This window comes from Clostridium gasigenes, assembly GCF_017348895.1.
Classification (GTDB): domain Bacteria; phylum Bacillota; class Clostridia; order Clostridiales; family Clostridiaceae; genus Clostridium; species Clostridium gasigenes.
The window spans coordinates 3780672-3807272 of record NZ_CP071376.1; the positions used below are offsets into that span (position 1 = coordinate 3780672).

At 28.6% G+C, this 26601-nt stretch carries 29 protein-coding genes and 1 tRNA gene; 8 read left to right on the forward strand and 22 right to left on the reverse strand.

What is annotated here, in order from left to right:
• Positions 1-293: 293 nt before the first annotated feature.
• The 13 genes from J1C67_RS17715 to J1C67_RS17775 form a co-directional block, all read right to left on the reverse strand.
• Complete coding sequence (locus J1C67_RS17715) at positions 294-707, reverse strand: hypothetical protein (protein ID WP_167865485.1); 414 nt, start codon at positions 705-707, stop codon at positions 294-296.
• A 172-nt stretch (positions 708-879) separates the two neighbouring features.
• Positions 880-1674 carry an RnfABCDGE type electron transport complex subunit B gene (locus J1C67_RS17720; protein WP_089968115.1) on the reverse strand — a complete coding sequence of 265 codons (795 nt, stop codon included), beginning with the start codon at positions 1672-1674 and terminating at the stop codon, positions 880-882.
• A gap of 12 nt (positions 1675-1686) precedes the next feature.
• The gene (locus J1C67_RS17725; RefSeq protein WP_089968118.1) at positions 1687-2265 is read right to left on the reverse strand and encodes an electron transport complex protein RnfA; all 579 of its coding nucleotides are present in this window, start codon (positions 2263-2265) and stop codon (positions 1687-1689) included.
• Between the two features lie 10 nt (positions 2266-2275).
• Entirely contained in the window at positions 2276-2995 is a 720-nt protein-coding gene (gene rsxE / locus J1C67_RS17730; RefSeq protein ID WP_167865484.1) for an electron transport complex subunit RsxE, read from the reverse strand.
• Positions 2996-3021: 26 nt separating this feature from the next.
• The gene (locus J1C67_RS17735) at positions 3022-3630 is read right to left on the reverse strand and encodes an RnfABCDGE type electron transport complex subunit G (protein ID WP_089968124.1); all 609 of its coding nucleotides are present in this window, start codon (positions 3628-3630) and stop codon (positions 3022-3024) included.
• Position 3631: 1 nt separating this feature from the next.
• A complete protein-coding gene (locus J1C67_RS17740; protein ID WP_167865483.1) occupies positions 3632-4525 on the reverse strand; it encodes an RnfABCDGE type electron transport complex subunit D in 894 nt (297 codons plus the stop codon).
• Between the two features lie 22 nt (positions 4526-4547).
• On the reverse strand, positions 4548-5570 hold the full coding sequence (locus J1C67_RS17745) for a 4Fe-4S dicluster domain-containing protein (protein WP_167865482.1): 1023 nt from the start codon (positions 5568-5570) through the stop codon (positions 4548-4550).
• Positions 5571-5907: 337 nt separating this feature from the next.
• Positions 5908-7041, reverse strand: coding sequence for an SEC-C metal-binding domain-containing protein (locus J1C67_RS17750; protein WP_207253534.1), 1134 nt, complete (start codon positions 7039-7041; stop codon positions 5908-5910).
• A gap of 171 nt (positions 7042-7212) precedes the next feature.
• Positions 7213-9051: a glycosyl hydrolase family 18 protein gene (locus tag J1C67_RS17755; RefSeq protein WP_167865481.1), complete on the reverse strand. Its 1839-nt coding sequence runs from the start codon at positions 9049-9051 to the stop codon at positions 7213-7215.
• A gap of 263 nt (positions 9052-9314) precedes the next feature.
• Positions 9315-10703 carry an MATE family efflux transporter gene (locus J1C67_RS17760; protein ID WP_167865480.1) on the reverse strand — a complete coding sequence of 463 codons (1389 nt, stop codon included), beginning with the start codon at positions 10701-10703 and terminating at the stop codon, positions 9315-9317.
• 144 nt (positions 10704-10847) lie between these two features.
• Positions 10848-11081 carry a TIGR04540 family protein gene (locus J1C67_RS17765; protein ID WP_167865479.1) on the reverse strand — a complete coding sequence of 78 codons (234 nt, stop codon included), beginning with the start codon at positions 11079-11081 and terminating at the stop codon, positions 10848-10850.
• A 101-nt stretch (positions 11082-11182) separates the two neighbouring features.
• On the reverse strand, positions 11183-11380 hold the full coding sequence (locus tag J1C67_RS17770; protein ID WP_089968150.1) for a hypothetical protein: 198 nt from the start codon (positions 11378-11380) through the stop codon (positions 11183-11185).
• Positions 11381-11428: 48 nt separating this feature from the next.
• Entirely contained in the window at positions 11429-12046 is a 618-nt protein-coding gene (locus J1C67_RS17775; RefSeq protein ID WP_167865478.1) for a superoxide dismutase, read from the reverse strand.
• Positions 12047-12274: 228 nt separating this feature from the next.
• On the opposite strand from J1C67_RS17775, the gene J1C67_RS17780 reads away from it, so the two are divergent.
• Complete coding sequence (locus J1C67_RS17780) at positions 12275-13135, forward strand: S66 family peptidase (RefSeq protein WP_167865477.1); 861 nt, start codon at positions 12275-12277, stop codon at positions 13133-13135.
• Between the two features lie 186 nt (positions 13136-13321).
• On the opposite strand, the gene J1C67_RS17785 is transcribed toward J1C67_RS17780, so the two are convergent.
• The 3 genes from J1C67_RS17785 to J1C67_RS17795 all read right to left on the reverse strand — a co-directional run bounded on the left by J1C67_RS17785 (position 13322) and on the right by J1C67_RS17795 (position 14832).
• Positions 13322-13723, reverse strand: a complete 402-nt coding sequence (locus J1C67_RS17785) for a GNAT family N-acetyltransferase (protein WP_167865476.1) — start codon at positions 13721-13723, stop codon at positions 13322-13324.
• Between the two features lie 277 nt (positions 13724-14000).
• Positions 14001-14411, reverse strand: a complete 411-nt coding sequence (locus tag J1C67_RS17790) for a ribosomal maturation YjgA family protein (RefSeq protein ID WP_423738880.1) — start codon at positions 14409-14411, stop codon at positions 14001-14003.
• Between the two features lie 85 nt (positions 14412-14496).
• Positions 14497-14832, reverse strand: a complete 336-nt coding sequence (locus J1C67_RS17795; RefSeq protein ID WP_167865474.1) for a hypothetical protein — start codon at positions 14830-14832, stop codon at positions 14497-14499.
• Between the two features lie 251 nt (positions 14833-15083).
• Between J1C67_RS17795 and J1C67_RS17800 the strand changes: the two genes are divergently transcribed.
• Complete coding sequence (locus J1C67_RS17800) at positions 15084-15323, forward strand: hypothetical protein (protein ID WP_167865473.1); 240 nt, start codon at positions 15084-15086, stop codon at positions 15321-15323.
• 162 nt (positions 15324-15485) lie between these two features.
• Here J1C67_RS17800 and J1C67_RS17805 read toward each other — a convergent pair whose 3' ends face one another.
• Positions 15486-15989 carry a GAF domain-containing protein gene (locus J1C67_RS17805; RefSeq protein WP_167865472.1) on the reverse strand — a complete coding sequence of 168 codons (504 nt, stop codon included), beginning with the start codon at positions 15987-15989 and terminating at the stop codon, positions 15486-15488.
• 158 nt (positions 15990-16147) lie between these two features.
• Here J1C67_RS17805 and J1C67_RS17810 point away from each other — a divergent pair.
• The 3 genes from J1C67_RS17810 (at position 16148) to J1C67_RS17820 (ending at position 17425) form a co-directional block, all read left to right on the forward strand.
• A tRNA-Glu gene (locus J1C67_RS17810) sits at positions 16148-16222 on the forward strand.
• A 181-nt stretch (positions 16223-16403) separates the two neighbouring features.
• Positions 16404-16889, forward strand: a complete 486-nt coding sequence (locus J1C67_RS17815) for a permease (protein WP_167865471.1) — start codon at positions 16404-16406, stop codon at positions 16887-16889.
• Positions 16886-17425 (forward strand): permease, encoded by a 540-nt coding sequence (locus tag J1C67_RS17820; protein ID WP_089968179.1) that lies wholly within the window; start codon positions 16886-16888, stop codon positions 17423-17425. The genes J1C67_RS17815 and J1C67_RS17820 overlap by 4 nt, the downstream gene beginning before the upstream one ends.
• A gap of 61 nt (positions 17426-17486) precedes the next feature.
• On the opposite strand, the gene J1C67_RS17825 is transcribed toward J1C67_RS17820, so the two are convergent.
• Entirely contained in the window at positions 17487-17903 is a 417-nt protein-coding gene (locus J1C67_RS17825; RefSeq protein WP_167865470.1) for a UDP-N-acetylglucosamine pyrophosphorylase, read from the reverse strand.
• 264 nt (positions 17904-18167) lie between these two features.
• Here J1C67_RS17825 and dapF point away from each other — a divergent pair, with 264 nt between their 5' ends.
• Together dapF and J1C67_RS17835 are read left to right on the forward strand one after the other, a co-directional pair.
• Positions 18168-19019, forward strand: a complete 852-nt coding sequence (gene dapF, locus J1C67_RS17830) for a diaminopimelate epimerase (protein WP_167865469.1) — start codon at positions 18168-18170, stop codon at positions 19017-19019.
• 13 nt (positions 19020-19032) lie between these two features.
• Positions 19033-20217: an LL-diaminopimelate aminotransferase gene (locus tag J1C67_RS17835; protein ID WP_167865468.1), complete on the forward strand. Its 1185-nt coding sequence runs from the start codon at positions 19033-19035 to the stop codon at positions 20215-20217.
• 185 nt (positions 20218-20402) lie between these two features.
• On the opposite strand, the gene J1C67_RS17840 is transcribed toward J1C67_RS17835, so the two are convergent.
• The 4 genes from J1C67_RS17840 to J1C67_RS17855 form a co-directional block, all read right to left on the reverse strand.
• Positions 20403-21392, reverse strand: coding sequence for a hypothetical protein (locus tag J1C67_RS17840; protein ID WP_167865467.1), 990 nt, complete (start codon positions 21390-21392; stop codon positions 20403-20405).
• Positions 21393-21485: 93 nt separating this feature from the next.
• Positions 21486-22226, reverse strand: coding sequence for an oxygen-insensitive NADPH nitroreductase (nfsA, locus tag J1C67_RS17845; RefSeq protein ID WP_167865466.1), 741 nt, complete (start codon positions 22224-22226; stop codon positions 21486-21488).
• A gap of 72 nt (positions 22227-22298) precedes the next feature.
• Positions 22299-23150: a rubredoxin-like domain-containing protein gene (locus J1C67_RS17850; protein WP_207253535.1), complete on the reverse strand. Its 852-nt coding sequence runs from the start codon at positions 23148-23150 to the stop codon at positions 22299-22301.
• A 180-nt stretch (positions 23151-23330) separates the two neighbouring features.
• A complete protein-coding gene (locus J1C67_RS17855) occupies positions 23331-23903 on the reverse strand; it encodes a CHAP domain-containing protein (RefSeq protein ID WP_167865465.1) in 573 nt (190 codons plus the stop codon).
• Positions 23904-24241: 338 nt separating this feature from the next.
• Between J1C67_RS17855 and pflB the strand changes: the two genes are divergently transcribed.
• Positions 24242-26473 carry a formate C-acetyltransferase gene (gene pflB, locus J1C67_RS17860; protein ID WP_089968199.1) on the forward strand — a complete coding sequence of 744 codons (2232 nt, stop codon included), beginning with the start codon at positions 24242-24244 and terminating at the stop codon, positions 26471-26473.
• Positions 26474-26601 lie beyond the last annotated feature (128 nt).

The window sequence follows — 26601 nt, forward strand, 5'->3', positions numbered from 1 at the left end:
TCGAAATTTCAATTAGCACACAAAAATATTTCGATAATTGAATACTTTGATACTCAAAATATACTATAATCAAAACATGTTGTCAATAACTTATTTGGAAATTTTTTTTCAAAATAATATTGTTAGTATAAAAAATCGAATCTAAATAGCATCAGTAAATAACTTTAGTTTTAACAAATGTTCTTTTACTTATACATACTATTGATTCAATTATTAAATAATTTGAAATAAGGCATTTGAAAAAATAACAAGCAAATATGCTATCCTATTTTTTCAAATGCCTTACTATATTTTTACACTAATATTAATATTAATGCTAATATTATAATTGATAAGCCTACTAATCCTACTGATAAAGGCCCTTTATATAATTCTTTTTCATTACAAATTAACAACTCTTCAACTTTACCTTTTGGATATATAACTTCAACCTCATCACCTTTCGAAAGGTTTGAGTAATCATCTATAGAATTATATGCAACTCTTATCTTTTTATCACTATCCTCAACCTCTATAATGGGTGTAATTCCTATATAATATACATTATTAAACTCCGGTCCTTGGTTTAAATATGTGTAAGTTTCAATTTCTATTACTTTTCCAATAGTTCGTATTCCATCCCTATATAATTTTTTCTTTCTAAAAAACAACATTATCCCAATTGCTATAATTAATAATCCTAAACAAAATAATACATTAGTGGCCATAAAATTACCTCCTTTTTTAGTAAAAATAATAAATTAATTCCACTATGTAATGTGTTTATATAATATTATATGTTTCTTTTCTGAAAACGTTATAAAACATTGAAGAAAAATAGCTAACAGCATTGCTGTTAGCTATTTAGTCATCTTGACTTATTATTTATTTAGAAATGCCTTACTTAAATATATTCTTTATTGCTCCAGTTGGACATTTAGTAGTACATACTTCGCAGCTAGTACACTTATGATAATCTACTTTAGCTAAGAATCCTGTAACACGTACTGCATCCGATGGACAGTTTCTTTCACATATTTTACATCCTATGCAAGCTACTGAGCAGTTTTGCTTTACATGCTTTCCAATTTCAGAGTTATTACATTCAACCCTTACTTTGTTATCTGCCGGTACAGCTTCTATTAGCCCTTTAGGACAAATATTTATACACGCTCCACAGTTAGTACACTTTTGGTAATCTACTTTTGCAATTCCATCAACTATATGTATAGCGTCGAATTCGCAAACACCAACACAAGTTGCAAGTCCTAAACATCCAAAAGAGCAGGCTTTTGCCCCTCCATCTTCCATTAATGAAGCTGTTAAACAGTCTGAGACACCTTCTAATGTATAATTTTGTTTTGCTACACTACAGCTTCCATTACATTTAACAAATGCAGTAAGTTTTATTCCATTTTCTACAGTAACACCTAAAACTTCTCCAATATCTCCTGTAGTCTTAGCTCCACCAACTGAACAAAGGTTTAGTTTTGCTCCACCTTCTATTACAGCTTCTGCATAAGCATCACACCCTGCATATCCACAACCACCACAGTTCGCACCTGGTAGTATTTCTCTTATCATAGGTATCTTTGGGTTAACTTTAACTTCAAATTTCTTTGAAGCAAATCCAAGCAAAATTCCAAAAATCAATCCTAGAACTCCTAAACTTAATGCTGCAAATAATATATTCATGCAAAATCCCTCCTAGTGAATTAATCCTTGGAATCCTAAAAAGGCAATTGACATTAATGCTGCTGTGAATAATGTAATTGGTAACCCTCTTAAAACCTTTGGTATATTTTCATTATAATCTATTTTTTCTCTTATAAATGCTAATAACACTATAGAAAGCATATATCCCGATGCTCCCCCAATTGCATTAACTACTGATTCTATAAAGTTATAACCTTCTTGTACATTTAATACAGTCATTCCTAAAACAGCACAGTTAGTTGTTATTAATGGTAAAAATATCCCAAGCGCTTTATGTAAGCTTGGTGAAAGTTTCTTCATTGCCATTTCAACAAATTGTACTAAAGCTGCAATTACGAGTACACTTGCTATAGTATTTAAATATTCTAGACCTAACGGTACAAGTATTCCATTATATACAAGCCAGGTCATTACTGAAGATAATATCATTACAAAGGTAACAGCAAGTCCCATTCCAAAAGCTGCATCCTTCTTTTTGGATACTCCAAGAAATGAACATATTCCTAAGAATTTTGAAAGAACAAAATTATTAACTAACATCGCTCCTATAAAAATTATAAACAGTTCCATAGTTACCCTCCTAATTTTTCTTTATTTCTATTGTAGTTTTTTCATTTGATTCTTCTACTGAACATTCACTAGTTCCACATCCTGAGCAACTTCCACAGTTATGCTCTAATCTTTTTGGTGCTTCCCCTGTTTTTTCTGCTTTTTTAATATTAATATAATTTAATAGTGCCATTAATCCACCCATTGTAAAGAATGCACCAGGTGCTAAAATCATAATTGATATCGGTTTATAACCTAGAGGCATTGCTTGGAATCCAAGAATTGTTCCTGCTCCTAAAATCTCTCTAAATGTTCCAATTACAACCAATGCCACTGTAAATCCAAGACCCATTCCTATTCCATCAAATATTGATGGTAACACTGAATTCTTTGAAGCATAAGCTTCTGCTCTGCCTAAAATAACACAGTTAACAACTATTAATGGAATAAATATACCTAACGACTTATAAAGACTTGGTACATATCCATTCATTAACATTTCTATTATTGTAACAAAAGATGCAATAATAACAATGTATGCTGGTATTCTAATCTGCTCTGGTATAAACTTTCTTAATGCTGAAATAATCATATTAGAAAATATAAGTACTATTGTTGCAGCAAGTCCCATTCCTAATGCATTTTTAGCATTTGTTGTAACTGCCAAAGTAGGACACATAGCTAAAACTTGAACAAATATTGGATTTTCTGTAACTACTCCATTTTTAATTCTTTCTATTAACTTATTCATTTTATTTCCTCCTAACTTTCTTTAGTTTAGCTTCCTGTAGCAGCTGTATCTGCATCTGTTTCTTTCTTAGATTCTACTTCTTCACCTTTTATATTTTCTTTATAGAATCTAATAGCATCATTTACGGCTGTTACAGTTGCTTTACTTGAAGTTGTAGCTCCCGATATAGCTTCTACTTCATTATCCTTATTAGGAGTTACCTTTACTACTTCTAAATCTTCTGCTATTGGTTTAGCTGTAAATCTTGATGTAAATTTCACTTCTGCTATTTTAGATCCAAGACCCGGTGTTTCAGCATGTGATAATACTCTAATTCCAGAAACCTTATTATCTGTTGATATTCCAATTAGGAAATCTACTGGTCCATGGAATCCTTTGCTTGTAACCTTTAGTACATGGCCTACAACCTCATTACCATTTACAGCTTTATAAACTTCTTTAACTGCTTCGGTTTTAGTGAATTCTATATCCTGAACTGATTCAGCTTGTGACAATACAGCCTTTAAATCTTCTTTATTCATTTTAGCATTTTCTAAAATAGCATCCTTAGTTAAGTTATTTGCAAAACCAAGTAATACCCCTGCAATTGCTGTTATTATTAGAAGGGTTCTTCCTAGTTTGAAATTTTCTTTCATCTTAAGCAGCCTCCTTCTTAATTTTCACTCTTTTACTTGTATAGTACTCTATTAACGGAGTGAATAAGTTAATTATTATAATTGCATAATATGGTCCATCTGGGTTGTATCCAAGCACTGCTATAATACTTGCACAAATTCCAGCCACTAAACCAAATAAGTATTGTCCACTCTTAGTCATTGGTGTTGTAGCGTAATCTGTTGCCATAAATATGGCCGCAAGGAAGAATGCTCCCGTTAATAATCCTTCTTTACCAAGTACTGAATTCATAATAAATGAAGCAACTATAAATGTTGCTGGTGCTCTAAAGCTAATAACACCTCTAACTAGTAAATATACTCCACCTATTAGTAATGCTAATATTGATACTTCACCGATGCTTCCTGATGCTTGTCCTAATATTTGGTTCCATAATGTTAAAGTCTTTTCAATAGCTCCTGATGCAGCAGTTGTTGAATCAACTACTGGTTTTGCCATTACAGCAGCCCATGAAGTTATTAAAAATGCTTTTGTAGCAGCTTCTGGATTCATAAAATTTTGACCAAGACCTCCAAAAAACTGTTTAACTACTATTGTTGCAAAAATTGCTCCAACTATTGGTATCCATAAAGGAACATAAGTTGGCATTATAAGACCTAAAATAATACCTGATACTATTGGACTTAAATCTGTTATCCAGTTTGTCTTTTTAACAAATTTATTCCATAGTGCTTCTGCAACTAAACTAGCTAAAACTGTAGCTAGTAATATTTTTGCTGCATCTCCCTTATAAAAGTATATACCTGCACATACAGCTGGAATTAATGCTATTATAATATCTAGCATTATTTTATTTACACCTAACCCTCTTTTAACATGAGGCATTGGTGATATATGAAGCGTTTTGTTTTCCACTATCTTCACTCCTATTCCTTCGTTATTTATTTATGAAAACTTTTCCTGTTCTTATAGCTTGGATAATTTCTATATTTGAAGGGCATACATAACTGCATAATCCACATTCAATACACTTCTCTCCACCAAATTTTAAAAACTCATCCTTTTCGTTTCTATTCCAAAGTTCTTTAAGTTTTATAGGATTTAATCCTTCAGGACAAACTCTTAAGCATTTTGAACATCTAATACAGCTCATATCATCCTCTGATGGCGACTCTTTTTCTGTTAAAAAGAGTATTCCCCTCATAGAATTGTTTACAGCACCATCTAGATTATATTGTCCTTGTCCATTTAGTGCTCCCCCAATAATTACCTTCTTAAGTGATTCCTTATCTCCATTTAAATAAACAAAAATATCATTAAGTGATGTACCTGAATTTACAGAAACAACTTTGTTTCCTTCTACAGCTCCACCATAAATAGTTAAATAAACTTCCTTGTTTAAATCTCCATCTTTAAATGCTTTTCCAAGATAAATTAAAGTAAATAAATCTTCTATTAATATATCTTCAGTACTCACATCTTTACCAAACCCTTTAATCTGCAACTTTTCGTCATATAGGTCTAAAGTTTTGTTAACCTTTATAACTTGTCCTAGACCTGAAGCTATAGGTGTGATTTTTTTATCTGTTCCATCAATGGCAAATTTAACTTCAACATCTTTAAATAATCTTTTAATCACTTTTAAACCAAGTTCTAGTTCTTCTCTTTTAGCCTCTGCTATTACTCCATAACCATTTAAATTTGGATTAATACTAAAAGCTTTAATAACTATGCTCTTAAATCTCTTTGATTCATATTTAGAATATAACTCTATTCCTTTATTATCTACTAGAGCATACTCTTTAATATTTTTTAATACTTCTTCATAATTCATTTTATCAATATTACAATTCATTGAAACTGTCTCTCTCTTATCTTCAGAAATACTTTGAATTGTATTATCCATAAGTTTAAAATTTCTAGTTGAAATTTTCACATTACTAAGAATATTACTTATCATAAAAACCCCTCCTATTTTATCTAAAGTTCCGACTAAAACTCTAAATTTTATACTTACTATTATAGTCTTACTTAAATTTTATCATAATATTTCCACTTACTCAATGTTAGTCATTTATTTAACTACAATTTTTTACTTTTAATCCATTATCTATTGCTATCTCATTAATTTAACTATATATTTAAAGCTATTTATGGCTATTTTTTTTATAAACATAAATTGTATGTTATATTTTTAACCACAGTATAATTTCTATATTTTATAATATTCTCTCACTAATATTATATTGCAAATAAAAGGATAACTTTTTAAAGTTATCCTTTTATTTATAATTAAATTATCTTCCACAACATTTCTTATATTTCTTCCCGCTTCCACAAATACAAACATCATTTCTTCCTACTTTAACTTCTACTACTACTGTTTTCTTTTTATTATCTATCTCCGTTTGACTATATCCTTTATAGCTCCATCTTCTAACTGAATTTGCAAGCTTAGTTAACTCTTCCGAAAATATATTTCTTTCTTCATCAGCCTCTATTTGATAGGCTCGTAAATACACATCAATACAAGCATCTAATGGTTCTTCATTTTTTATAGCTATTGAATAACTTTCTATTTCCTCTTTAAGTATTTTTTTATCAATTACAAATAATTCTCCAATTACTTTTTCAAGTTTTAAGGCTTGTTTATTTTCTTCAATAAAATCTGGTTTCGCAGCCTTTATAAGTGCCTTCTTATCAAATTTATAATAACCAATTTCACAATTATTCTCTTGAGCCTCTATTATTTCTGAAACTTCTTCTACATCTATATGAACTGCCATATTACCTTCAATTTGATAATCAAATCCAAGTTCTTCTCCATTATTTATAATCATTTCAACTCTTTCATAGTCAATATCATATTCTAATGTAGATTCTGCTAATTCTATAAATTTATCAATTGTTAAAACTCCATAATAATAAACCATTCCTGCAAATAACTTTACTATTTCAGTATTTCTTAAAGTATTTTCTTTTAATTCCTTAGTTAACTTAATTTTTATTAGTTCACTTACTTCTATAGGTAATATTACTTTTAAGTTTTCATCTATAATCCCTGTAAATAATATTCCCCTATTTCTAAGATAGGTTGTATTAATTAACTCATTAGTTTCACAACTTTCAATACAGTTTCCATTAATCAAATTTTGTAAATAGCTAAAACCTTCGTCATTTAAAAGATCTAATGTAATATCTATTTTTTCAATAATAGAATTTTTAACCTTTATTACTGCATCAGCCTTTTTTAAAGAAGTTATTCCTTTTACTTTATATTGTGCAGCCACCTTAACTAATTCATCCTTAGTCATTCTATCTAGGTGGTATTCTAAAGATAAATTTCCCTCCATGACTTTCCATATTTTATCAGCTTGTTTCATATCTGCATTTACTATATCTTCTTGCATTTTATTTATATCTTTTTCCAAAAAACGTCACCTCTTCTTCTATTTAAACACAAATTATATTATATCCCTTTTTTTATTTTCATGTCTAGTAAAATAGACCTATTTCATAAATATAAATAAAATAGGATGGAAAAATTCTAATAAAAAATTTTTTCACCCTAAATACTTTTAAGTTATTCTAAAAATAACCCCCTATTTTATTAATTGCCTGTTTAACTCAGTTCCACCTTTATAAATATGCTGTGCTAATTCAATGCTACTAATATCAGTATCCATTGGCTTCGCATTTGTTGTGTTTAATACAAATGTATATGATTTTCCTGGTTCTATAACTGCCCCTTCATAAACACCACTAATATCAACTACTGTATATATACCTTCTTGAGTAACTTTACCTGCCAAGTTATTTCCCGCTGTAAGTGTCCCACTAGTATTTTTGATGTAGAACTTAGGAGTTTTAATAGTTTCGGCTGCATTTTCAACACCTCTTAATGTATCTCCTGATTCTTCTAATTTTTCATTGTTTTTAATTGTTATTTCGTATTTACCACCCTTTGCCCAGTCATCTTTAGATGTTTTTATACTACAGCTTATGTCTAAATCAGTGTATACTATTTTATTATCTGGTAAATTAGCTTGTCCATAAAGTCCTATTTTACTCGCCTTTGTTAATTCATCACGCTTTGTAGAAGTTGTTGATTTATCTTGTGATGCCATCCAACCAATCATTCCACCTAGGTTATTATCATTAACATATTTAGTTTTTTCTCCGATTGATCTTATATTATCGTAAGTGAAAAACGCTCCTGTTTTTTCATTATAAAGATATGGAGCTTTCGCTGTATCATCCCAATATTCTTTAAGTCCTGAATATGCACCTTTTAATTTTTCTAATCCACTATAAGCCCAAACTCCTCCAGCACGTCCGCCATCACCAAGTTTAATTGGAGCTTGATTTTTTCCTCCTGTGGTAAGCGTCCCATCTGCATTTTTATTAATTTTTTCTGCTTTTCCATACAGTCCAGGATTATTTTTGTCTGGTCCTGCTGCAACCTTTTCCCATCCCCTTGTATAATAAGCTGCGCCAACAACTATTTTTTCTTTTTTAGCACCTTTGCTTATTATATAATCTATACTTTCATCAACTGATAATCCTTCACCCTTACTTGGATCATTAGGATTAGGATATAAAGCCGCATGATGTCCACTATTCTCATTCCATCCACCATACATGTCATAAGTCATTATGTTTGCAAAATCTACAATGCTAAACAACTTATTAATATCAATACCCAAGTCTAATTTCTTTTTAGAAACTGGTAATGCAACTGATAATTCATAAGGTTTTCCAAGTCTTTTTCCTTGTTTATCTAAAGCTGTTCTTAAATCTTGCAGTAACTTAATATAGTTTTCTTTATCTGCTGCTGTTGCATTTGGTGTACCTTCATCATTTTTATTATCAACCTTATCTGGTTGACGAGCATCACCTGGGTATTCCCAATCTATATCTACAAAATCCATATTAGTATATTCAACAAATTTCATAACGTTTTCAACAAATTTAGCTCTAATTGTAGGATCAGCTGTTACTGTGGAGAAATCTCCTGATTTTGACCAACCTCCAATAGATGTACCTATTTTCATATTTGGATTTTCTGCCCTTAAATCTTGCAATGCATTTATAATACCTGCATTAGCTCCACCCCATTGAACGCTTGGCATTCCAACTGGAGCTCCAATATTTGCATCCTTGTCACAGAAAATCAAATCTCCACTTGCATTAAAATCTAAAAATGCTAAATTTAAATGAGTTAATTGATCTGCTGGTATGTCTTTTGGATAAAAATTATTTTCTCCACCCCATATCGACCAATCTCCGTAATACATTACATTACGTTTGTTCTGTACTGCCACTTCCATTGCACTTGCATTCATAGATGGCATAACAGTAATAGTAATTCCCATAAGCATACTTGTAACTGTCAAAATTGCAACTGTCTTTTTCATTTTTTTAAAAGCTCTTCTCGCCATTTTAATATCCCCTTTTTTTTAATATTTTAAACTCCAGTACAACTTTTGTATTTATGAAGTTTAATGTAATATATTAATAATATTACTATTATATCCCAATTGCAACGCTTTATTTTAATTATTCTGATTATTTAGATTACTCAGTTTATTTCAATTTTTCTTCTAATTAATATACTACAAACTACATAATTATTTTTTAATGTTTTATAAAAATAAGAACTATCAAAATCTCTGAAATTAGAAATTTTGATAGTTCTTTTCCCTTAGTCGCTTTCAATTCTACTATAAGCTATTTCATCTTCATTTTTATCAAGCTTCTTTATTGATCTCATTTCTCTTATTACTATTAAAGCTGTTATTATTGTCGCAATAATATCTGATATAGGTTGTGCTATCCAAACCCCATCTAACCCTAAAAACTTAGGTAAAATAATCATAATAGGTATAAGTACTATTATTTGTCTAAGTATGCTTAATGCCATTGCAAGTTTTGCTTTACCAATAGCCAAAATATAATCTGAACCAGATATAGCTATACCTATAATTGGTAACATAAGAAGATATATTCTAACACCTCTTGTTGATATACTCATTAGCTCTGGATCTTTATTAAACATTCCAATTATAGCTTCTGGGAATATTTGAATTACTATTGCAGACACTGTTAAGATGGCTGTTGCCGCCATCATTGAAAGCTTAACCGCTTTATGTGCTCTGTCATATTGTTTTGCCCCATAGTTAAACCCAATTATAGGTTGCGAACCCTGATCTATTCCAAACACAGGCATTAGAAATAATAAATTTACTGAAGAAATAGTTGCCATTGCGCCAATTGCTAAATCTCCACCATAAACCTTTAATGAATTATTTGCTATAACTTGCACTAAACTTGCTGCAATTTGCATCATAAAAGGTGATAATCCTATTGCGAATATTACTCCAATTAGCTTTTTATCTAACTTCAAGCTTGATTTTCTAAACTTTAAGTTCGATTTGCCCGAAATGTAATATTCAAGTGCCCACACAGTAGTAATTATTTGAGATATTACTGTAGCAAGTGCAGCTCCTTGAATTCCTAAATTAAATTTAAATATAAATACTGCATCTAATATAATATTAGTTAAACATCCAACCACCATTATAGTAGCTGCAAGCCTTGGATTACCATCTACTCTAATTGTATTATTTAAAGCAAATGCTAAAATACTAAAAGTTGTTCCCCCTAATATTATATAAATATAAGACTTAGCATAATATAATGTATTTTCACTTGCACCAAATAGGTTTAAAATATTGTTTCCAAATATTATACCTAAAATACTTAGTGTTACTCCTATAATCAGTGAAAGGGTAATAACATTTCCTATTATTTTTTCTGCCTCTTTCCGTTTTCCCTGACCAAGTTTTATCGATATATTACTTGCAGCTCCGATTCCAATAAGCATTCCAAAGGCTAATATAATAGTCATTATTGGCATAGTTAATCCTACCCCAGTTATTGCTAAAGATCCAACCTCTGGAAGGTGCCCTATAAACATTCTATCTACTACATTATAAAGTGCATTTACAATCATTCCTATTATTGCCGGAATTGAATATTTTATAAGCAACTTCCCTATAGGCGCAGTTGCTAACATATTTTCATTTTTCATAAAAATTCTCCTATCCTATTTTCATTTGTATCTATTTCTAGAATTATTTTTCCATTTTTTGTCAATTTTTACAAAGCTATATCTATATAGACTTCAAAAAAAGAAGTGAATCTAGTATCAATCTACTAAATTCACCTTCAATATTTATTCAATATTTTTTGCAATTTTATCTATTACTTCTATTCTTTCAGCACCTAATACAATAGATAATTTTGCTGGCATATTACCATCTTTATAAATTCTATCGCCATTAGCCTTTATAATTAATGTAATCTTTTGCTCTAATTTTTCATAACTTAACACATCATCAAAATAATCATCTATGGTGTCCTTAAGTTTACTTGCTAATTCCTTAGGATTTCTATATACTGCTCTCATATGTTCTCCTTTTTATCTAAGTTATTTTATATAATGAAACATATTCATTATACTTTATCAATGTAATTATTGTAAATAAAAATTTAATATATTAATAAAAATTAATCTACATAAAGATTATCTTCTATAATTCTGTTAATTATAAGACCTACATTAACTTCACTTGTATCCATATACACATCTATAATACGATCATCTAAGGTGACCTCAACATACTCAATTATTTTCCCATCTTCATCAACAGACTTTATAACATCATAAGTTATTATATCTTCTTTAAGTTGTTTCTTTGTAACCATATGTTAGTCCTCCTCTTAATCTTTTAAAGTATTTATACTTATTATAGCCTATTTTCCCATTGACTTATAATAAATTTTTTCAATTTTTGACCAATCTATTAGGTTCCAAATATTTTTCACATAATCTGCCCTTAAATTTTTATATTTTAAATAATATGCATGCTCCCAAACATCTATAGTTAATAGAGGTATCATACCAATACTTATTGGTGTATCTTGATTTTGTGTACTTATAATTTCTAATTTTCCTTTTCTATTAATTACAAGCCACCCATAACCTGAACCAAACTGAGCAATTGTAACTCTACTGACCTCTTCCTTTAATTCATCAAAACTACCAAAACATTTATTAATATTATCTAGTAATTTTCCTTCTGGTTTTATTTTAGCATTAGGAGATAGTATTGTAAAATAAAAGTTATGATTAGATACTCCACCCCCTTGATTTATTACCCCTGTCCTAATTTTACATGGAATTTTTTTCGGGTGTCTTAATATTTGTTCTAATGTTTTCCCATCTGTAAAATCCTCATATCCCTTTAATAAGTTATTTAAATTATTTACATAAGTTTGAAGATGCTTTGTATAATGTATTTCAACTGTTTTTGCATCAATATATGGTTCTAATCCATCATAAGTATAATCCAGCTTTACTTTATCATACATAATCCTATTACTCCTCTTTTATAATTCATATAAATATATCTATGCTCACTATATTGTTTTTGTTAATATTTATATCAAGATATTTAGGATCATGAAAAAATAACAGATCAATGTTATAATCAGCATATAAATAAACATTCAACACAGGCTTTCAAAAAAACTAAGGACAGTATGTAGTATAATATTATACTACAACATAATCTGAAATTAAAAAGGACGGTTAAATATATGAATTCATTATTAAAATTTGAAGATACAATAGGAATAATTGCTTGCTCTAATGGTTTATCAGAAGAGTCCTCTAGAAAAATTGATTATTTAGAAGAAAAACTTTCTTCTATTAATATAAATGTCTTATACGCGAAAACATTATATAAAAAACATTCTATTTTTAATGGTTCTGCAAAAGAAAGAGCTAATGAATTAATGAATCTTTTTATTAATCCAAATGTTAAAGCAATATTTGATGTTTCTGGTGGAGATTTAGCTAATAGTGTTTTAGACTACTTAGATTTTAATATCATAAAAACTAACTTTAAACCATTCTTTGGTTATAGTGATTTATCAGTATTATTAAATGGTATATATGCAAAAACAGGTTTAAAAACATATAATTATCATTTAAGAAACCTAGTTGGTAATTGTGAAGAAAAACAGCTTCAGGATTTTACTAAAAGTCTTATTGAAAATAAAAAAGATTTATATAACTTTGAATATACGTGGGTACAGGGAACTTCAATGGAGGGTGTAGTTGTTGGCGGTAATATTCGTTGTGTTTTAAAACTAGCTGGAACAGAATATATGCCAGATTTTCAAGATAAAATTCTTTTCCTTGAAAGTCTAGGTGGTGATGTAGGTAAAATGACAACATACTTAACTCAATACAAACAATTAGGGGTCTTTAAAAAAGTTAAAGGAATATTACTTGGCAGCTTTACTGAAATGGAAAGAGAAAAGTATACTCCTGATATTATAGAACTAATAACTAATATAATAGAATATCCTAATCTTCCGATAGCTAAAACTAATCAAATTGGCCACGGGCAAGATTCTAAATGTATTGTAATTGGAGAACATCAATCATTTTAAATAACTTTTGCATCTATAATTATCAGTTCTTTATAATATTAAAGCAGGTAGTAAATTTAATACCACCTGCTCATTTATAATATATTAAATTTTTGCAGCTATAATTTATGAACTATCTATTATAATAAATACTCCAATTGACAATCTCTTGGCTCACTTTCATAGTACTAATTACCCTATACTAGGTCATCTACTCATAAATCTATTTCCCTCTTTTTTAAATCCATATTGCTCATAAAGTCCATGAGCATCTTTAGTTGCTAACATTCCAAAACCACTACAAACCTCATCAAATTCTATCATACATTCTATAAGCTTTTTACCTAACCCTTTACCTCTATGTTTTTCATCCAATATTACATCACAAATATAATATGTTGTTGCATAATCCGTAATAATTCTTCCATAACCTATTTGTTTTTCAATATGATATACTCCATAACATATTGAATTTTCAATAGACTTTTCAATAACTTCCCTAGGTCTTTTACTTGCCCAATAACTTTTAGATAATAATCCACATATTTCCTCAACTGATAATAATGATTTATCATTGCTTATTTTATATTCTCCTTCTTTCCACTCCATAATAGACCCTCCCATAATACTTGTTAATATAATTCATTCTAACTTACACCATTTTATTAGTTCAAAACATCTAAGAACTTTCCATTGTGAATCATATAAATCGCCACTATAAATACCATTTTATAACATACTTTTCTCAATATCAACCTACATTTTAGCAGTTTCAATGAAAAATAAATGAGTATACAATTAATCTGTACACCCATTCATAATTATATTTATTTAAAAATGCCTTCTATAATAGAGTTCTATTAACCTGTAAACTAACCATCACCTTTTATTTTACAACTCCATTAGACTTCTTTGAAATACTGTAAAAATAGAAATATTCAAATGATACTCCAATTAAAATTCCGATTGTGTAACACACTAAATCACTAAATAGAAATCCCCGCCCTAAAACTAATGCTCCTAAGGTAGTTTGTCTAATTACATTTATCAATTTTCCTTGATACAGCTGGGATATTTCTATTCCCCAAGAAAATATTAAAGATATTAATGCAATGTATCTTATTGGACTTTTACTAAATAAAAATCCAAATCCTAAATAAACCATTAATGCCCATAGTATATCGCCTGAATATTCACTTATAATTCCTGGTAAATAACCTCCATATTTTCTTGAACAAATCCCTAGAATCATTACTATAATAATTAATCCTAAATATAATGTTCTTTTTCTTTTCATCCCCATATACCCTCCCTTTATTTAGGCATATTCTTAAAAAATAATAGACCAATATAACGCCCCTATTTGTGTGTTTTTTTTTGCATTATTTATTAAATAATTCTTTTACCAAAGACTTTGACACCACTATATTCTCAATACAAATATTCTTAAGACTTGTTGTTAAATGATATTCTTCTAACCATAAATTCCCATCAATAATTTTATTAGTTATTATTGGTTTATCCGCATTCTCTTCATCAACTTCTTCTAACTCTTTATATGGAGTTAAAACTACTATTCTCCTACAAGCTTCTTCAGTTTGAGAAAATATATTGAAAAAACTATTATAATTTTCAAATGACTTCATTGAATTAACTATCTTTAAATATAACCCTAAGTCCTTAGCTAATTCTATTGCACTTACTAAATCTTTATCCACTATAAAACTCCTTACAACTTAAATACCTCTTCAAAAAAGCAACCAATAAACATATACTCTACTTTTGATTGCTATTTTTTCAGATGGCTAATTTATTATATTTACTATACCCATACCTATATAATATTGTAAATATATTTTATGGAAAAACCTAAAATTTCACTTTAACTCTTGACCTTAATTTTACCATTGTATTTTATGTGCATATGATATATACTTTTTATAATAAATAAATTTAGGAGGTTCTACATATGAGTTGTGGATGTTCAACATTAGGTAATGATGGTACAGGTGTAGTAGATTTAGTAAGAGGTAAGGGTAAAGCTGATTTAGCTTTAAGAACTTATCATGAAATTGATTGTTCATGTGGAAAAACATTTACTATGGAAAAATTAGTAGATAAATGCCCACATTGTAATATGACTTATGGAGTTACTCCATGTAGTCAAGGAGATAAAAACAATATAAAACCAGCTGGTATTAATTACTAATATCACTTAAATTTTAAATATCCCTAAGTCCTATAAGGATTTAGGGATATTTTTTTATTATTATTTATTTTTGCCTCTAAATAAAACAAACTTGATTATCTTCCCTTTGGAAAACATTTGTAAATTTTTCTCATATTAGCACTCCCTCAATTAAGTTAATTTTTAATAAGTTATATTTTCCCAATTAATGTATTTATTAAGGATTTTCATTGATTTTTCTAAATAATCCTGTTCTACTTTCGTAAATCTATTAAATTCTTCACTATCTAAATCTAATACACCATATAGTTTTTCATTTTTAACTATAGGAATTACTATTTCAGAGTTTGATGCTGCATCGCAGGCTATATGACCTGAAAATTCATGAACATCTTTAACTAACATTGTTTTTCTTTTTGAAGCTGCCTCTCCACATATTCCTTTCCCAATTTCTATTCTAGTACAAGCTGGCATTCCTTGAAATGGTCCAAGTACTAATTCATTATTTTTCATTAGATAAAATCCACACCAATTTATTCTTCCTATTAATGCATTAATTAAAGCTGTTGCATTACAAACATTAGTTAAATCATCTTTTTCATCTTGTATAAGACCTTCTAACATAATAAGCATATTATCTAATTTACTTTCTACTGTCATTCCATCAAAAACTTTTATATCAAACATTTTCTCTTAACGCCCCTTTTTAAGTAATTTTTAGTATCTGTATCATTTTTTATAATAATAAAAATTATATACTATATTTATCCATTAGTCCTTATTTTCATTGTATTTTAAAATTATATCTGATATTATAAATATATCAATTAAAATATTTCAATCATGGCTTGTTGGTCAAGAGGTTAAGACATCACCCTCTCACGGTGAAATCAGGGGTTCAATTCCCCTACAGGTCACCATATTAGAAACAAAGGCATCATTACTTCTAATTTAAGAAGCGATGATGCTTTTTAATTTTTTCTTATTTAATTATCACTAACTTTATTATTCCCACACATTTGATAATGATTTGATGAACACTTATAGCATTTACATGAATATTATAAAACATATTAAAAATAATATTTATGGAGTGATTTTATGACTGGAATTATTTTATATACATTAGCATTCGTACTTCTTATTTTATCTTTTTTAAAGGATAAATCAAAAACTATACAAGCTATTAAATCCTCACTTAAATCTTTTGAAAATATAATGCCTCAATTTTTAGGTATTATATTTTTTGTAGGCTTATTATTATCATTATTGAATCCTGAAACTATATCTAAATTAATAGGTAATGATTCTGGATTTTTTGGTGTTTTAATTTCTTCACTTATGGGATCTATAGTACTTATGCCAACCTTCGTAGCATTCTCTACTGGAACCTCATTATTGCAAAATGGAGCTGGATTTGCTCAAGTAGGAGCTTTAATATCAACTCTTACATTAGTTGGAGTTATGACTTTTTCTTTAGAATCTAAATATATAGGGATAAAAGCTTCTTTCCTTAGAAACTTTATAGCATTTCTATTTTCTTTTGTAGTAGCTTTTATTTTAGGAAAGGTTATGGTTGTTATATGAAAATAATTTGCAAATTAGCTAAAAGGTATTCTTTTTTTATTAGTTCACTGATTATACTTATTGTAATATTTTTTATTAATTGTAATATTGGTTTTAAAACTATTGAAAGTGCAAAGTTTAGCCTTTTACAAATGTTAAGTGTTTTGCCCCCTATTATGATTTTATTAGGTCTTATGGATGTTTGGATTAAGCGAGAAGTATTAATGAAATACATGGGTGAAAATTCAGGGATTATGGGAATTGCATTATCTATGCTAATAGGTTCACTAGCCGCTGGCCCTATGTATGCAGCTTTTCCATTTACTATTGTGTTACTAAAAAAAGGTGCTAAATTTAGTAATATAATAATTTTTATGAACTCTTGGTGTGTTACTAAAATTTCTACTCTCCTATTTGAAATCTCAGCTCTGGGCTTTAAATTTACTATGGTACGTTTATTAATAGATATTCCTGGAGTTATTTTGATGGGCTACTTAGTTTATTATTTTATGGGTGAAAAAGAATTAAAAAAGGTTTACGATAATGCTATTAATTAAAATATGAAAACAAGGCATAACTATATTAAATACTATAGCTATGCCTTAGTGATTCTTTATTTTAATATTGTAAAAATTTTAGAATATTATCTTCATTTGTGTTTATTGTAAAAATCATATCCTCATCTATTCTTAATTTACATTCTTCATTATTTGTTTGAATCCTATTAATATTTATTCCAGTAGCAGATATTACTTTAAACTTTGCTTGTGCTATATCAATATTAAATTTCTTATCTTTAGCACCAGTTATTTTTAATATTGCTCCTTCCACTTCATTACTTTTTACCTTTATGCTTATAATATTATTTCCCTTTGATATAATTTCAGTTTTTGGAATTTCTTCTATATCAACTGAACCTGTAATTGTCATCCAACCACCACTTAGTGTTATTTTAGATAACAAATTTACTTTATATTCTTCTCTTATATTTTTTAACAATTTTCCTAATTCATATAATGTTAATTCATATTTCATTTTAATTAATACCTCTTTTATTAAAATTTTAGTATTTTTCAGATATATTTTTCTTAATTATATACTAAATTAACTTTTAAAACTACAATGTATATAATAATAATTATTATATACTATTCTTTATAAATAATACCCCTTAGCTAACCACCCTATATATTAAGATTATTCTAAATAATCTTAATATTTTTAAATTTTATTTTACATTAATATAAAATAAAGTATAATATAAAGCATATATACAAATATATATTAGGGGGCCATAATATGAATTTCACAAAAATGAATGGAATAGGGAATGATTATATTTATTTCAATTGTATAAACGAAGAGTTAAAAGATCCTGAAAAAGTATCTATAATTCTAAGTGATAGACATTTTGGAGTAGGTGGAGATGGAATTGTATTAATTCTTAAATCTGAAACTTCTGATTTTAAAATGAGAATATTTAATGCAGATGGATCTGAAGCTAAGATGTGTGGTAATGGTATAAGATGTGTTGGTAAATATGTTTATGAAAAGGGGCTTACAAAAAAGGACTTTATAAAAATAGATACTTTAAGTGGTGTCAAGTTACTAAAGCTTACTATTGAAAATGATGAAGTAGTTAGTATTGGTGTTAATATGGGTGAGGCTATTTTAAATTCTAGGAAAATACCTGTGCTCCACTCTCAAGAGAATATAATAAATGAAAAAATAACTATTGATGAAATAGATTATTATATCACTTGTGTTTCTATGGGTAACCCACATTGTGTTGTGTTTATAGATGATATAGATAACTTAGATTTAAAAACTATAGGTCCTAAATTTGAAAATCATGCAATGTTCCCAGATAGAATAAATACAGAATTTGTAGAAATAATAGATGAAAACACAGTTAAAATGAGAGTTTGGGAAAGAGGCAGTGATGAAACACTTGCTTGTGGAACAGGTGCTTGTGCTGTAGTTGTTGCATCTGTATTAAATAATTATTGTAAAAAAGACAATGACATAACTGTTAAGTTACTTGGTGGCGACTTAACAATTAAATATCAATCTGATGGGTTTGTTTATATGACTGGTACCGCAGATTTTGTATTTGATGGAACTTATATTAATAAAAACTTAGATATTTAGGGGGCTAATTATTATGACAAAAATAAATAAAAACTATCTTGAGTTAAAAGACAGTTATCTTTTCTCAACAATAGCAACTAAGGTTAGTGAATTTAAAACTAAAAATCCCGATAAAGAAATTATCAGACTTGGAATTGGTGACGTAGTTCTACCATTATGTTCATCAGTTATAGATGAACTTAAATCTGCAGTAGATGACATGGCTTCTGATTCTACTTTTAAAGGATATGGTCCTGAACAAGGATATTTGTTTTTAAAAGATAGTATTAAAAATTACTATAAAGAATTCAATGTAGATCTTTTAAGTGAAGAAATATTTATAAGTGATGGTGCCAAAAGTGATCTTGGTAACCTCCTTGATATATTTTCAAAGGATAATGTAGTTGTAATCCCAGATCCAGTGTATCCAGTATATGTAGATACTAATATAATGGATGGAAGAAAAATTAATTATGTAAATGGTACTTTTGAAAATGGTTTTTTACCAATGCCAACAGAAGATTTAGAAGGAGACCTTATTTACATATGCTCTCCAAACAATCCAACTGGTGCAACATATAACAGATCTCAATTAAAAGAATGGGTTGATTTTGCTATTGAAAAAAAATCAATTATTTTATTTGATGTAGCTTACGAAGCCTTTATATATGATGATGACATTCCTCATAGTATATATGAAATAGAAGGAGCAAAAAAATGTGCTATCGAAGTATGTTCTTTATCTAAAACAGCAGGATTTACAGGAGTTAGATGTGGATATACTACAGTTCCTTTAGAACTTGAGTGTGATAATGTTTCATTAAATAAACTATGGCTTAGAAGACAAACTACTAAATTTAATGGAGTGTCATATATTGTTCAAAAAGCTGCCTCCGGAGTCTTTTCAAAGGAAGGCCGAATAAAAATAAAAGAAAATATAGATTACTACATGGAAAATGCCAAAATAATAGGCAATGCTTTGGACGACCTAAATATAAAATACATAGGTGGGAAAAATTCTCCTTACATTTGGTTACAATGTCCAGGTAATATGTCTTCTTGGGAATTCTTTGACTATTTACTTGAAGAAGTAAATATTGTAGGAACTCCAGGCGTTGGTTTCGGAGAAAATGGTGAAGGCTACTTTAGACTTACATCTTTTGGTCATAAAGAAAATATAATTAAAGCAGTTGAAAGACTAAAAACACTAAAGTTTTAGACTAACTATGCTTTAGGCCTTTGAATAAAGATATCAAATCAAGGCGAGATATTTTTTGAATATGCCTTAAACAAAAGAGGATCTATATTGGTGATTTATTACCAATATAGATCCTCTTTTTATTAGACTATATTTAACCTAATTATTGCTCATTAATATATTAGAAACTTGTTGTATTTTCATAATTAACTCTTAGCTTCATTGTTTTCAATACATTTATTAGGATTTAGCTCTATATTAACCCAAGAAGCACCCTCTTGACTTCTAACATACTGAGCTATTTCAATATCATTATCATTTGTTAATGTATAAAACAATATCATATATTCTTTATTATCTATTCCATCAAAGTAAACTCTTTTTTCATCCCCGTTTACTTCACTTTTCCCCATAGTTTTAATCATTTTGCACCAATTGCCATATTTAGCTTCAACTGATGATTCCCCATAATTAGACCATCCATGATAAGGGGTGCATAAATAGTTTTCTCCGTATATATCTATATTAGAAATTTTATAAGTATTATTGACCTTAGAAATATATATATATCCATAATAATATGCAAAATAAGCTACATCTTTATCAGAACCTTCTATAGTCTCTATTTCAAAAAAATACTTTAATTCATCTTCATTACTGCTTGGCACTTCTTTTAATTTCAGTAAATTTATATGAGCTATATTCTCAAAAGATTTCTTATAGTTTTTAAAACTAACTTTATCTTTATATTCATTGGTGAAAAAATTATATCCTATTTTATAAGGAATATTCCCCATTCCTAATGATCCACAACCTATGGTTTTACCTTCTACAGGATTAGCCGCTTCCCTTAAAAGAGAAAAATAATTTAATATTGTAACCTCCGGGGTTTTTAATATATCACTAGGTATAGTTATATTTGAGTATTCTTTATCATACTCACTATCAATTAGCTTATTAACCACTTCTTTATTATTCATTATAGGTAAATTAGAAGGTCTAAAATATTTTTCTTCTTTATCCTTTGTAGTAATATACTCTTCTCCACCCGCCAAGCACTCATAAGGTAAATAATTACCACCTACAAAAATATTATCACTTTTATTATTAGTGAAAACTATTAAACCAACCACGCCTATAAAAATTATTAAAATAATAAATATATATTTTCTTATTCTTCTCAAATCCACTACCACAAAATATCTTCTCCTTAAAATATAAATATCTATATATTCATATTCTAAAATTAAAATATTATTAACATCATTAGCTTATATTTGAACATTTTATTACTTTTCACCAGTAAACCCTTGTTTTTCTAGGGCTCCTTTTACCTTTGGAAAATATACATGTTGGTATACTCCTGAAACTCTTTCAGACCAGCTACTTTTATCTTTTCCCCCTGTTCTTTCACTTAAGTAATTACTTATTAATCTATCATATTCTTCTAATTGATCATCAGTAATTTCTTTATATGTTTCTTGTGATACTACAACTTCCATAGGGAATCTTTGCTTTTGCTCAGGTTTTTCTTCAGCATGTCCTATAACTAATCCTGCTAGTGGAAAAACATACTTTGGTAATTCTAACAGTTCTATAACCTCTTCTGGATTTCTTCTTACGCCACCTATACAAACTGTACCTAATCCTAATGATTCTGCAGCTGTAATGGCATTTCCCATAGCTAACCCAGTATCAATTCCTCCAACTATATTAGCTTCTTGACTATCTACCGCTGCTTGTTTAAGCCCAACTTTTTCACTTGCTTTATTAGTTCTATTAAAGTCCATACAAAATACTAAGAATACTGGTGCTTCTGATATATATCCCTGATTACCAGCTAATTCTGCTAGTTTATTTTTTCTATCAACATCTTTAACTACTATTATAGACACACTTTGTCCATTAATAGAATTTGCTGCTGCTTGGGCTGATTTTAAAATATATTCAAGCTCCTTATCCTCTATTTTCTTTGAACTGTATTTTCTTATACTTCTATGATCTAGAAGCGTTTTAATTGTTTTGTTCATATTTCCTATCTCCTCGCTACTTATATTTATTCTATAATTTTTTTCTTTAAATATACTATAAATCCAATTTAATTATTCAGCTAAATCTTGATAAGCACCAAACATTTCGTAGTTTATTTCCTTTTCATTAATTCCTATAGATTTTAAAGTATTATATATATGCTTCATAAAACCTACAGGCCCACATAAATAGAATTTTCCATTTTGAGGAACATTATCTTTAATCCATCTATCCGATACAAATCCTTCAAAATCATAGTTTTTATTTAACTTATCTTCTTCTAAAGGAGTTTGATAGAATATGGCCTTTTTAACTTGACTATTCTCATCTACTATTTTTTCTAATTCATCCTTAAAAGTATGCGCTGAAGAATTTAATACAGCTTGTATAAATAAAATATCTCTACCGCTTTCTAAAGCCTCATATAACATTGACATCATTGGAGTAACCCCAATTCCACCACTTAATAAAACTAATGGTTTCTTACTATCACTTAAAGTAAATTCCCCTAAAGAGTCCGTAGCTTTAATAATATCCGAAACTTCTACGTTATTATGTAAATATGAAGATACTATACCCATTTCTTCCTTCTTAACACTTATTCTATAGAAATCCCCTCCTGGTTTCATAGATAAAGTATATTGTCTAACTTCTTTAGAATTTTCGCCTTTATCTATAGGCATAACAGAAATAAACTCTCCTGCTTTATGCTTTTTCAAAGTTCCTTCTTTTAATTTCAAGTAAAATGAAGTTACTAACTCATTTTCTTTTACCTTATCTACTACTATAAAATCCTTGAAAGTATTATTACTTTCTAGCAATTCAAATTTATCAAATCCAACCTTACAAATTGGACATATTATATCATTTTTCAATTCTCCTTGGTGAATATAACCACAAACTGTGCAAACATATTTTTCCATTTTAATTCTCCCTTCTCATCTTCCGTTCTTATACTTTAATTATAGTGTAGCTATTGAAATTAGTCAATAATAGTTATTACTTAATAATTAAAAATAAGATGCACTATATTTTATTAAATCCACCTTATTTTTGTCTAATTATTATCTTAATTAGACAAAAATATTATCGACTAATTTATATTATCCTTTTCGTAACCATCCTGCTGGTTTTTGTATCGTTCCAACATAGTATTGTCCGTCTTCTAAAACAAGTTCATATTGTTCTCTTGTTTTACCATAAACATTTTGTTGGATAACTTCTATATAATTAGATTTAACTTCTGTTACAATTGCAACATGTCCATATTTACTATTTGTAAAAACTATTAAGTCATCAGCTTCTGGCTTAACACTCTCCCCATTTCTATATTGTACTAAATCTCTACTTTTATTTAACTCTCCTTGTGGTACGCTATCATCAAAGAATTCCTTCGCATTTCCATATACATCAGGCATTTTATGATCTTTTATTTGATGATAAAATCTTTTAACATATTCTACACATTGCCATTCATATCCATAATAGTATCCATCCTCACCATAATTTTCACCATATGTTTCAGTATAAATTTTACCATTATAATAGACAGGTACATTACTATAGCTATCTATTTCAGTCCCTATCATTTCTCTATTAGTAAAAATCTTAACTCCACACCCTATTACCATTATAATAATGATAGCCAAAAATATTTTTCCCAATTTATTTTTCATATTGACCGCCTTTCAATTAAATCATACGCATATATCCTTATTAAATATATTTATTCAATATATTATCATTTTTTAATCTACTCATTTCATATCATTTTTATTAAGTTTATATAATTATTTACATGTTTTTATATTTTATGTAATTTCATATAAAATAATGCTCTGATTAAGTTTCAAATCCTCAACCTTTTTTTATATTTATTCTTGTCATATAAAAATATTAATGTTATATTATATACAAATAATTAATCAACAATTGTTATTTATAAATATCAATTATTGATATTTGCCGTATTATATTAACAAGTAAAATTTTACGTTAGAAGGAGTAGATAAATATGAAACAAGAATGGAATAACTTTAAAAATGGACAATGGACTAAGAATATAGATGTAAGAGACTTTATTCAAACAAATTACATTCCATATGAAAGTGATGCTAGCTTTTTAGCTGGTGCAACTTCTGATACTACAAAACTTTGGGATGAAGTAAGTGCTTTATTTGTGAAAGAAAGAGAAAATGGTGGAGTTCTGGATGTTGATACTAAAACAGTATCAGGAATTAATGAATATGAACCTGGATATATAGATCAAGCTTTAGAAAAAATAGTTGGTGTTCAAACTAATGCTCCACTTAAAAGAGCTGTTATGCCTCAAGGTGGAATTAGAACAGCAGAAGTTGCTGCTAAATCTTATGGCTATGAAGTAGATAGTTCAATTTCAGAAATCTTTAGCAAATATAGAAAAACTCATAACCAAGGTGTATTTGATGCTTATACTGACGAGATGAAACTTGCAAGAAAATACGGTATAGTAACTGGTCTTCCTGATGCCTATGGTAGAGGACGAATAATTGGTGATTATAGAAGAGTTGCTCTTTATGGAGTAAATAGATTAATCGAAGATAAAATGGAACAAAAGAAAAGTTTAGAAGTAAACTGCATAGATGAAGATGTTATAAGACTTAGAGAGGAAATTTCTGATCAAGTTGTCGCATTAAAAGAATTAAAAGGACTAGCTTTAACTTATGGACTTGATATATCAAATCCTGCTACAAATGCAAAAGAAGCTATCCAATGGTTATACTTTGCATACCTTGCTTCAATAAAACAACAAAATGGTGCTGCAATGTCTCTTGGAAGAACTTCTACTTTCTTAGATATATATATTGAAAGAGATTTGAAAAATGGAATAATAAATGAAGAAGAAGCTCAAGAATTGGTAGATCATTTTGTAATGAAATTAAGACTTGTTAAATTCTTAAGAACACCCGAATATAACGATTTATTCTCAGGAGATCCAACTTGGGTAACTGAATCAATTGGTGGTATGGGGTTAAATGGTGAAACTTTAGTTACTAAAAACTCATTTAGAATACTAAATACACTTTATACTTTAGGACCATCACCAGAGCCAAACCTTACAGTATTATGGTCAACTAAATTACCACAAGGCTTTAAGGATTTCTGTTCAAAGGTTTCTATAGATACAAGTTCAGTTCAATATGAAAATGATGATTTAATGAAACCTTACCTAGGGGATGACTATGCTATTGCTTGTTGTGTTTCTGGTATGAGAGTTGGTAAGCAAATGCAATTCTTCGGAGCAAGAGTTAATTTAGCTAAAACTTTACTTTACACTATAAATGCCGGCAGAGATGAAAAATCTGGAGTTCAAGTTGGACCTAAGATGGAAGGTATAACTAGTGAATACCTAAACTATGATGAAGTTATGGAAAAATTCGATGTAATGACAGATTGGTTAGCTAACCTTTATGTAAACACATTAAACGTAATTCATTACATGCATGATAAATATTCATATGAAAGCATGCAAATGGCATTGCATGATAGAGACGTATTTAGAACAATGGCTTGTGGTATAGCTGGGCTTTCAGTTTGTGCTGATTCCCTATCAGCTATTAAATATGCTAAGGTTAAACCAATAAGAAATGAAGCTGGGATAGCTGTTGATTTCGAAATTGAAGGAGATTATCCTAAATACGGAAATGATGATGATAGAGTTGATGATATTGCAATATTCTTAGTTAAAAATATGATGAAGAAGTTAAGACAAAACAAGACTTATAGAAATTCTTATCACACTCAATCTGTATTAACAATAACATCAAATGTTGTTTATGGTAAGAAAACTGGTACTACTCCTGATGGAAGAAAAGTAGGAGCACCATTTGCACCAGGAGCTAACCCTATGCATGGAAGAGATAGTAGTGGATCACTTGCTTCATTAAACTCAGTAGCTAAGTTACCTTATGAAGATTCACAAGATGGTATTTCAAATACTTTCTCAATAGTTCCAGATGCATTAGGTAAATCACCAGAAGACAGAATAAGAAGCCTAAGCTGCTTAATGGATGGCTACTTTTCTCAAAATGCACATCACTTAAATGTTAATGTATTTGCTAGAGAAACTTTATTAGATGCTATGGATCATCCAGAATTATACCCTCAATTAACTATTAGAGTATCTGGATATGCTGTAAACTTTATAAAATTAACTAGAGAACAACAACTAGATGTTGTAAATAGAACATTCCATAAAACTATGTAATTTAAGTAAAATAAAAAGAGATGATTTCTGTAAACTACAGGAATCATCTCTTTAATTCAGTATAGACTTTTTTAAAGTAGCCTTATCAAAATGAATGTTTTACAATTTATTTCCTTATTGATAAAATA

Excerpts from the sequence above, each read along its gene's own strand:
- J1C67_RS17725 (WP_089968118.1), bottom strand. The coding sequence starts at position 2,265 with ATGGAACTGTTTATAATTTTTATAGGAGCGATGTTAGTTAATAATTTT.
- nfsA (WP_167865466.1), bottom strand. The coding sequence starts at position 22,226 with ATGAACAAAACAATTAAAACGCTTCTAGATCATAGAAGTATAAGAAAA.
- J1C67_RS17850 (WP_207253535.1), bottom strand. The coding sequence starts at position 23,150 with ATGGAAAAATATGTTTGCACAGTTTGTGGTTATATTCACCAAGGAGAA.
- J1C67_RS17790 (WP_423738880.1), bottom strand. The coding sequence starts at position 14,411 with ATGAAAAGAAAAAGAACATTATATTTAGGATTAATTATTATAGTAATG.
- dapF (WP_167865469.1), top strand. The coding sequence starts at position 18,168 with ATGAATTTCACAAAAATGAATGGAATAGGGAATGATTATATTTATTTC.
- J1C67_RS17755 (WP_167865481.1), bottom strand. The coding sequence starts at position 9,051 with ATGGCGAGAAGAGCTTTTAAAAAAATGAAAAAGACAGTTGCAATTTTG.
- J1C67_RS17775 (WP_167865478.1), bottom strand. The coding sequence starts at position 12,046 with ATGTATGATAAAGTAAAGCTGGATTATACTTATGATGGATTAGAACCA.
- J1C67_RS17825 (WP_167865470.1), bottom strand. The coding sequence starts at position 17,903 with ATGAAATATGAATTAACATTATATGAATTAGGAAAATTGTTAAAAAAT.
- J1C67_RS17735 (WP_089968124.1), bottom strand. The coding sequence starts at position 3,630 with ATGAAAGAAAATTTCAAACTAGGAAGAACCCTTCTAATAATAACAGCA.
- J1C67_RS17745 (WP_167865482.1), bottom strand. The coding sequence starts at position 5,570 with ATGATAAGTAATATTCTTAGTAATGTGAAAATTTCAACTAGAAATTTT.
- J1C67_RS17780 (WP_167865477.1), top strand. The coding sequence starts at position 12,275 with ATGAATTCATTATTAAAATTTGAAGATACAATAGGAATAATTGCTTGC.
- pflB (WP_089968199.1), top strand. The coding sequence starts at position 24,242 with ATGAAACAAGAATGGAATAACTTTAAAAATGGACAATGGACTAAGAAT.
- J1C67_RS17760 (WP_167865480.1), bottom strand. The coding sequence starts at position 10,703 with ATGAAAAATGAAAATATGTTAGCAACTGCGCCTATAGGGAAGTTGCTT.
- J1C67_RS17835 (WP_167865468.1), top strand. The coding sequence starts at position 19,033 with ATGACAAAAATAAATAAAAACTATCTTGAGTTAAAAGACAGTTATCTT.
- J1C67_RS17820 (WP_089968179.1), top strand. The coding sequence starts at position 16,886 with ATGAAAATAATTTGCAAATTAGCTAAAAGGTATTCTTTTTTTATTAGT.
- J1C67_RS17720 (WP_089968115.1), bottom strand. The coding sequence starts at position 1,674 with ATGAATATATTATTTGCAGCATTAAGTTTAGGAGTTCTAGGATTGATT.
- J1C67_RS17815 (WP_167865471.1), top strand. The coding sequence starts at position 16,404 with ATGACTGGAATTATTTTATATACATTAGCATTCGTACTTCTTATTTTA.
- J1C67_RS17715 (WP_167865485.1), bottom strand. The coding sequence starts at position 707 with ATGGCCACTAATGTATTATTTTGTTTAGGATTATTAATTATAGCAATT.
- J1C67_RS17805 (WP_167865472.1), bottom strand. The coding sequence starts at position 15,989 with ATGTTTGATATAAAAGTTTTTGATGGAATGACAGTAGAAAGTAAATTA.
- rsxE (WP_167865484.1), bottom strand. The coding sequence starts at position 2,995 with ATGAATAAGTTAATAGAAAGAATTAAAAATGGAGTAGTTACAGAAAAT.
- J1C67_RS17770 (WP_089968150.1), bottom strand. The coding sequence starts at position 11,380 with ATGGTTACAAAGAAACAACTTAAAGAAGATATAATAACTTATGATGTT.
- J1C67_RS17800 (WP_167865473.1), top strand. The coding sequence starts at position 15,084 with ATGAGTTGTGGATGTTCAACATTAGGTAATGATGGTACAGGTGTAGTA.
- J1C67_RS17855 (WP_167865465.1), bottom strand. The coding sequence starts at position 23,903 with ATGAAAAATAAATTGGGAAAAATATTTTTGGCTATCATTATTATAATG.
- J1C67_RS17765 (WP_167865479.1), bottom strand. The coding sequence starts at position 11,081 with ATGAGAGCAGTATATAGAAATCCTAAGGAATTAGCAAGTAAACTTAAG.
- J1C67_RS17785 (WP_167865476.1), bottom strand. The coding sequence starts at position 13,723 with ATGGAGTGGAAAGAAGGAGAATATAAAATAAGCAATGATAAATCATTA.